General features: G+C 64.6%; 2 protein-coding genes and 1 pseudogene. 2 read left to right on the forward strand and 1 reads right to left on the reverse strand.

What is annotated here, in order from left to right:
- Positions 1 to 141 precede the first annotated feature (141 nt).
- On the forward strand, positions 142 to 1,248 hold the full coding sequence (locus ACLP25_RS04965; RefSeq protein WP_442468118.1) for an alkene reductase: 1,107 nt from the start codon (positions 142 to 144) through the stop codon (positions 1,246 to 1,248).
- Between the two features lies 1 nt (position 1,249).
- Here ACLP25_RS04965 and ACLP25_RS04970 read toward each other — a convergent pair whose 3' ends face one another.
- Positions 1,250 to 2,167 (reverse strand): LysR substrate-binding domain-containing protein, encoded by a 918-nt coding sequence (locus tag ACLP25_RS04970; protein WP_442468119.1) that lies wholly within the window; start codon positions 2,165 to 2,167, stop codon positions 1,250 to 1,252.
- 92 nt (positions 2,168 to 2,259) lie between these two features.
- On the opposite strand from ACLP25_RS04970, the pseudogene ACLP25_RS04975 reads away from it, so the two are divergent.
- Positions 2,260 to 2,522, forward strand: a pseudogene (locus ACLP25_RS04975) (MFS transporter); the annotation flags it as partial.

Consider the following 2,522-nt stretch of genomic DNA (forward strand, 5'->3'; position numbering starts at 1 on the left):
GACAATATACCAGCGCCTTGCCCAAAAAACCGCCATCAAATCATTGCGTGAAACGCAAAGATGAAACGCGAAAATGCGTGATTATCGGCAGCAAAAGAATGAGCCAGGATCAGCGGCGAACCAATTCAAGGAGTAGCCGCCGTGACCAGTCTCTTTACGCCGATCAAAGTCGGACCTTTCGACCTTCCCCATCGCGTCGCGATGGCCCCGCTTACCCGTTCCCGCGCCGGAAAGGGCAATGTGCCCACGGCCATGATGGTGGAATATTACCGGCAGCGCGCCAGCGCCGCGCTGATCGTGACTGAAGCCACGCAGATCTCGCAGCAAGGCCAGGGCTATGCCTGGACGCCCGGCATCCACTCGCCCGAGCAGATCGCCGGCTGGCGGACCGTGGCCAAGGCGGTCCACCAGGAGGGCGGACGCATCTTCCTGCAGCTATGGCATGTCGGCAGGGTGTCCCATCCCGTTTTCCAACCCAATGGCGAAGCCCCGGTCGCGCCGAGCGCCCTGGCCGCGCCCGGCAAGACCTTCATTGTCGACGACAACGGCGAGGGCGGCTGGGCCGACGTGCCGGTCCCGCGCGCCCTGACCCGAGGCGAGATCAAGGGCATCGTCGCCGATTACGCCCAGGCGGCGCGCAACGCGATGGCCGCCGGGATGGACGGCGTCGAAATTCACGCCGGCAACGGCTACCTGTTGGATCAGTTCATCAACAGCACCAGCAACCATCGGAGTGACGCCTATGGCGGCGCTTCCAGAAACCGGGCGCGCCTGCTGCTCGAAGTGGTGGACGCCGTCGCCGCCGCCGTGGGCGCCAACCGCGTCGGCGTGCGTCTGACCCCGATGGGGCGGTTCATGGGAATGGGCGACCGCACGCCCGAAGCGACCTTCGGCCACATCGTCCGCGAACTCGACCGGCGCGGCCTCGCCTATCTGCATCTGGTCGAACCGGAGATCGTCGGCACGGTCAGGGACGAAAGGCCGGATCCGCGCTGGGACGAGATCATTCGCCTGCTGCGCCGTCTTTATCGGGGCGTGCTGATCCTTGCCGGCGGATACGACCTTGCCAAGGCTGAACAGGCGCTCGCCGGCGGTCGGGCTGACGTCATCGCCTTCGGGCGCGCCTTCCTCGCCAACCCCGATCTTCCGATGCGCTTCCAGCTCAACCGGCGGCTGAATGAGCCGGATGCAGCCACCTTCTTCGGCGGCGGCGCGGTCGGCTACACCGACTATCCGGCGCTCGCGTGAGCTACTTCCGATCCCAATAGGGCGGCGAACCGAAATGCAAAATCAGGAAGTCGATAAAGGCCCGCACCTTGGCGGAGGATCGGCGGTTCGGCAGGAAAACCGCGTGAATCGCCGCCTCCGGCCCGGTTGGGCTGGCTTCCCAGTCAGTGAGCAGGGGCCGCAGCCGGCCGCCCTTGATGTCCTCGCCAAGCAGCCAGGTCGGCAGCAGAACCAGACCGAGGTCGGCGACCGCAGCGTCCCGCAGAACGATCGAGTTGTTGGCCCGGAGCGGTCCGGCGACTCGCACAACCTGCTCGACGCTCCCCTTCTTCAGACGCCAGCTTTGGTCGCCACGGCCATAGGCGAAAAGGCAACAGTCATGATTGGTCAAATCACCCGGCAGCGTCGGAACGCCCCGGCGGGCGAGATATTCGGGGCTGGCGCAGATGATGCGTCGCATGGGCGCCAACTTGCGGACAATCAGCCCCGGCGCCTCCACCAATCCGAGCCGGATTGCGACATCGACCCTGTCCTCCACCAAATTGATTTGGGCATCGGTCAGATCGAGCTCGAGTTCGATCCCCGGATGCGCCGCCAGGAACGCTGGCAACATCGGCGCCACGTGCATCTGGCCGAAGGCCACCGGCAGACTGACCCGCAATATGCCCCGGGGCGGTCCGGCCCGGTCTCCGATGCTTCGATTGGCGTCGTCGAGTTCGCCGAGAATCCGCTGGACTTGTTCGAAATAGCGTTCTCCGGCGTCGGTCAAAGTCAGCCGGCGCGTGGAGCGGTTCAACAGGAGGACGCCGAGATGGTCCTGCAGAGCGTCCACCTGCCGGGTCACCGACGAGGTCGAAAGACCCATGACATCGGCGGCGCGGGCGAAGGCGCCCCGATCCACCACCATCGTGAACGCCCGGAGGGCGGCGAAGAGATCCATGCGGCGAAATCCCGGCAAGAGCCCTAGCGTCCCGCCTTTGCGCCGCTCACACAAGTTTTTTGTCGAATTGTGACCAAAAGGAAATCCCTATCATGAGCAATCATCGTACTCCGTCACGCGGGCTCACTCTGTCCATGGCCGCGGCCGCCGGCCTGGCGGTCGCCAACATCTATTACAACCAGCCCATGCTGGGTTTGATTGAACGGGATCTGCCCGGCTCGCTAGCCGCGATGATTCCGACGGCGACCCAGCTGGGTTACGCCGCCGGACTCCTGTTTCTGCTGCCGCTGGGCGATGTCGTCGAGCGCAAGAAGCTGATCGTCGGTCAGTTTTTGCTGCTGGCTGTCGCTCTGGC

It is taken from the genome of Roseiarcus sp. (assembly GCF_052145395.1).
Classification (GTDB): Bacteria; Pseudomonadota; Alphaproteobacteria; order Rhizobiales; family Beijerinckiaceae; genus Roseiarcus.